The following is a 4,552-nucleotide window of genomic DNA, read 5'->3' on the forward strand; positions in this document are numbered from 1 at the left end:
CGAACACGGACTCGAACGGCGAGGACCTGCTGGAAGCGTACCGGCAGAAGAAACAGGAGGACGTCGACGAGGACAGCGAGGCGGAGAAGCGACGACAGCGCGAACTGCGCAAGGCGAAGAACGGCGAGTCCATCATCGTCGACTTCGTGGCGACTTCGTCGCCGGCGGGGACGCGACGTTCGACCCGGTGAAGGGCCGGGTTCTGATGAGCGAACGCCGCCTCATCCTCGCCACCTCGCAGACCAAGACGGTGGTGCCCGTCACCTCCATCTTCGACATCGCCGTCGGGCAGGTGCCCCCCGAGGTCGAGGAGTTCTTCGACTACACGGTGATGGTCGGCTACATCGTCGGCAACCGCCGACGGACGACGGTCATCGGCGGCGACCGCGAGACAATCGAGAAGTTCTCCCTGCTGCTGTTCCGCGCGGCGCTGAACGGGTCGACGACGCTCGTGAAGCATCCCGCCAAGGTCGGGGGGCGCGTCATGGACTCGCCGAAGCGAAAGACGGGACTCCACCTCGACTACGAGTCCGTCGTCTTCCCCGGCAACGACGTGCTCGGCGAGGGCGACGACCCGTTCGAGATAGACCTCGCCTCCGTCATCTTCTTCGAGGTCATCGAACGCACCATCGACGACGAGAAGCGACTCGTCCTCTCGGTCCAGCACGTCGAGAACGGCCAGACCGTCACCTCGGAGATTTCGATGGGGTCGCGCCGGAAGATGAACATCCTCGGGCGCTACCTCAGACTCATCTACCACTGGATTAAGAGCGACGTGCGCGACGTCGAAGTCGAAGAGGAGACGCTGGAGGTCCTCGTCGGCCTCTACTCGACCGGCCCGGAGATGGACATCGCGTCGCTGCTGGACCTCGACGACGACGAACTCGACCACCGCCTCGGCGAACTGTTCGACGACAACCTCATCACCGACGAAGAGTTGCCCTGCGACCTGACGCCGCAGGGGCGGTTCGTGGTCAACGAGGAGATAGAGGACGTCAACGTCTGAGGCGGCGCTCTCGCCGTACGGAGGTCGGGAGGCGTCGCACCAGCGGTGGTCCGGGCGACCGACGCCGACCCGACGGACGAACGACTCGCCGGGCGGGGGAAGTCACCTACCGATGACATACAGTTACTACGCTCCGTGTCGGACGACCGTTCGATGGCTCCGTCAGGGAGAGACGAGTGGCGCGACGGCGACGACGGCGGCGACCTGCGCGATCGACTCGTCTCCGAACTCGCGGCGGCACCGCGTCCCGTCGTCAACACTCACTATCTGATGACGCGACTCGACCGCCCGTTCGAGACGGTCTCGCGGGAGCTAGAGCGACTCGTCGACGAGGGGACCGTCGAACACGTGCGGGTCCGTGACCGCGGCCACCTGTGGTAGCTCTCGGAGGACGCACGACGCTCGGAGTGAGAGACCGAGACGCGGTCGGACCGCTCGGTCTCGGCTTCGTGACGAATGCGTGGTTCGTACCGCAGGAGAGGAGCGGTCGACGACCGCTTCGCGGCGTTCGCGTACGCCGCGTCGGTCACATGTTCGCGCCCTGGTCGTCGATGGCGTCGGCGGCGATGGACCGCCCGCGGGCGTGAGTTCGACTTCGTGGCGGACGCGGACTTCGTCGAGGACGTTGTGGTCGATGAGGCGGACGAACAGTTCCTCGACTTCGTCCACGTCGATGCCGAGGAACGCGGGGATGTCGAACGGAGAGACGCCGGAGTACAGCGCCATCAACACCTGCTTGTCCTGCTTGGACAGTTCCAGCGCCGTCTCGGACTGCTCCTCGCCGATGCGGAACAGCGACTTCAGAATCTTCACCGGGCGTTCGGGGCCGGAGACGTACGTCTGGAGGCTGGTCCCCTCGTCGTCGGAGTGCTCGACTTCGATGACCTCCCGCGACTCGTCGCGGACGGTGCGTCGCCCCATCTCGATGTCGCCTATGTCGTCCAGCCTGATGTTGACGAACGACCCGGTGACGGTGGCGATGCTGACGGCCTCCTCCTCGACTTTCATCCGCGCGCCCTCCCACTCGGTGTTCTGGACGACGCCCCCCTCGACGGCGGGGTGGCGGACGAGGAACTTCGTGGAGTTGAGCAGCGCGCCGTACAGTTCGAGTTCGAACTCGTCGAAGTCCTTGGGCGCGACGAGGACGACGTCTTCGCCGTCGTTGTAGTGTAGCGAGAGGTAGTCCGAGACGGTCGCTATCTTCTGGTTCACGTCGAACCGGCCGCCCAGTCGCTCTATCGTCGAGAGCGGGAACGTCCGCTTCCCGCCGGTGCCCGCGAGGACGAGGCGCTGGTTCGACAGCAGGATGCGACCGTTCGCCCAGTTGGCGTCGTTCAGATTTCGCCCGCCGCGCTTGACCTGGAGGAACCGTCCGTTCGTGTCAGCGACCTTTTTCTCGCCAGGTTTCATCGTGTTATCTCACGGAGTCAGTTTCCCGCCGCGTTCCGGTAGATTCTGAGCCGTTTCTCGACGGGGTCGAACCGGTCGCGGCACGACGGCGGCACCGTCTCGGTCATCCCGATGGTGAGGTAGCCGTCCGGCGTGAGCGCCGACCCCAGCGTGTCGAATATCGCCTCCTTCGCCTCGCTGTTGATGTAGATGAACAGGTTCCGACACACCACGAGGTCGAACGTGTCCGGGGGTCGTTGCTGCACCAGGTCGTGCCGCTTGAACGAGACGAGCGACTTCACCTCGTCGGTGACGCGGTAGACGTCGCCGTCGCGTTCGACGTAGCGGTCGTTCCCCGAGAGCGGTTCGAGTTGCTCTTCGATGTCGTTCGTCTCGGAGGCGTGGTACTCGCCGGCCCGCGCCGCGCGGAGAATCTCCGGCTTGATGTCGGTGCCGAGAATCCGGACCCGGTTGGGGTCGATTCGGTCGTCGTCGTGCGCGAGCATCGCCATCGAGTACGCCTCGCGGCCGTCCGAACAGGCCGCGCTCCAGACGTCGACGCGCCCGTTCGACGCGATGTCGGCGAGGACGTCCCGGAGCGACTCCCACACCTCGGGGTTGCGGAAGAAGCTGGTGACGTTGACGCTGAGGGAGTTCAACAGCGCCTCGCGTTCCTCGTCGTCCTCACCGAGCAGCGACTGGTAGTCGTCGTACCCCTCGACGCCCCGGCGGCGCATCCGCGCGGAGATTCGGCGGTCGAGGTAGGCGTCGTTGTACGAACTCGTCGCGAACGACAGCGACGACTCGACGTAGTCGAGCAGGTCGCGGAACGTCCGGTCCGAGGACGCCTCGGTCCTCGCCATCAGTCGGCGGCCTCCTCGACCTCTCCGGACTCGTCGTTCGACGGCGGCGTCCACTCGCGCATCGCCTGCCTGCCCCCGTCGGGCAGTTCCAGCGTGCTCACGTCGAGGATGGGGATGACGTTGCCGTCGCCGATGACCGCCGTGCCGGACAGTCCGCTCGTCCCGCTGAGTGGCCCCTGAAGCGGCGTGACGACGACCTCCTCCTGCCGGGTGACGTGGTCGCAGTGGAGCGCAACCTGTCGGTCGGCGGGCCGGATGCGGACGATCATCCCCGTGTCGCGTTCGTCGATGTCCACGTCGAGGGCGTCGCGGAGGCGGATGAGCGGGAAGATGTCGTCTTCGTGGACGACGACTTCGGCCCCGTTGACCGTCCGAACCTCCTGTCGCCGGGAAATCTCGTCGATGTACTTGATGGGGACGCCGAACTCGCGTTCGCCGACGCGGACGAACAGCACCTTGATGATGGCGACGGAGACGGGCAGTCGGATGGTGAACACCGACCCCTCGCCGGGCGTGCTGGTGACCCCCACGGACCCGTCGAGCGCTTCGACGGTGGTCTTGACCACGTCCATGCCGACGCCGCGACCGCTCACGTCCGTAATCTCGTCGTTGGTGGAGAGGCCGGGGTGGTAGACGTAGTCGTACACCTCCTCGTCGGGGAGTTCGTTCAGTTCGTCGCGCGTCGCCAGTCCCTCCGAGACGACCTTGTCGCGGAGGGAGTCGGCGTCGATGCCGGCCCCGTCGTCGGAGACGGTGATGACCACCGTGTCGTGTTCGCGTCGGGCGCTGAGTTCGACGGTCCCGGTGCGGGACTTCCCGTTCGCCTCGCGCACGTCCGGCGCTTCGATGCCGTGGTCCACGGCGTTCCGCAGGACGTGCATCAGGGGGTCGGATATCTCGTCGAGGATGGTCCGGTCGAGTTCGATGTCCTCGCCCTCGACTTTGAAGCGCACCCGCTTGTCCTGTTCGCGCGCGATGTCGCGGACCATGCGCGGGAACTTGTCGAACACCTTCTTCAGCGGGATGAGCCGCATGTCCATGACGGTGTTCTGGAGGTTCGTGGATATCTTGTCCAACTCGTCCAGCGTGTCGAGTCCGCTCGTCATGTCCGCCTGCCCCTCCATCGCCTGTCGGAGCTTGATGCGGCTGGTGACGAGTTGTTCGACGAGTTCGTGCAGTTCGTCGAGTTGGTCGACGTCCACGCGGACGGACTTGACCGCCGAGATGGAGCGGTCCTTCTCCTCTTTCGCCTCGTCCGCTCGCTTCGACGCGTCGTCGTCCGTCTCGTCGCTCC

At 65.7% G+C, this 4,552-nt stretch carries 3 protein-coding genes and 2 pseudogenes; 2 read left to right on the plus strand and 3 right to left on the minus strand.

All coding sequences use genetic code 11. The features are described 5' to 3' along the window. Nucleotides 1-26 precede the first annotated feature (26 nt). Nucleotides 27-1,006, plus strand: a pseudogene (locus GJ632_RS19725) (CheF family chemotaxis protein). A 153-nt stretch (nucleotides 1,007-1,159) separates the two neighbouring features. Beyond that, nucleotides 1,160-1,387, plus strand: coding sequence for a hypothetical protein (locus GJ632_RS19730; protein WP_191453829.1), 228 nt, complete (start codon nucleotides 1,160-1,162; stop codon nucleotides 1,385-1,387). Between the two features lie 145 nt (nucleotides 1,388-1,532). Here GJ632_RS19730 and GJ632_RS19735 read toward each other — a convergent pair. The 3 genes and pseudogenes from GJ632_RS19735 to GJ632_RS19745 all read right to left on the minus strand — a co-directional run. Continuing rightward, a pseudogene (locus tag GJ632_RS19735) lies at nucleotides 1,533-2,416 on the minus strand (CheF family chemotaxis protein). A gap of 17 nt (nucleotides 2,417-2,433) precedes the next feature. Continuing rightward, on the minus strand, nucleotides 2,434-3,258 hold the full coding sequence (locus tag GJ632_RS19740; RefSeq protein WP_089806214.1) for a protein-glutamate O-methyltransferase CheR: 825 nt from the start codon (nucleotides 3,256-3,258) through the stop codon (nucleotides 2,434-2,436). Then, nucleotides 3,258-4,552, minus strand: a 1,295-nt coding sequence (locus tag GJ632_RS19745) for a chemotaxis protein CheA (RefSeq protein ID WP_197428106.1), incomplete at its 5' end; no start/stop codon positions are given. The genes GJ632_RS19740 and GJ632_RS19745, both read right to left, overlap by 1 nt.

The organism is Halogeometricum sp. CBA1124 (assembly GCF_009741955.1).
Taxonomy (GTDB): domain Archaea; phylum Halobacteriota; class Halobacteria; order Halobacteriales; family Haloferacaceae; genus Halogeometricum; species Halogeometricum rufum.

Coding starts and splice junctions, on each gene's coding strand:
- GJ632_RS19730 (WP_191453829.1), top strand. CDS start 1,160: ATGGCTCCGTCAGGGAGAGACGAGTGGCGCGACGGCGACGACGGCGGC.
- GJ632_RS19740 (WP_089806214.1), bottom strand. CDS start 3,258: ATGGCGAGGACCGAGGCGTCCTCGGACCGGACGTTCCGCGACCTGCTC.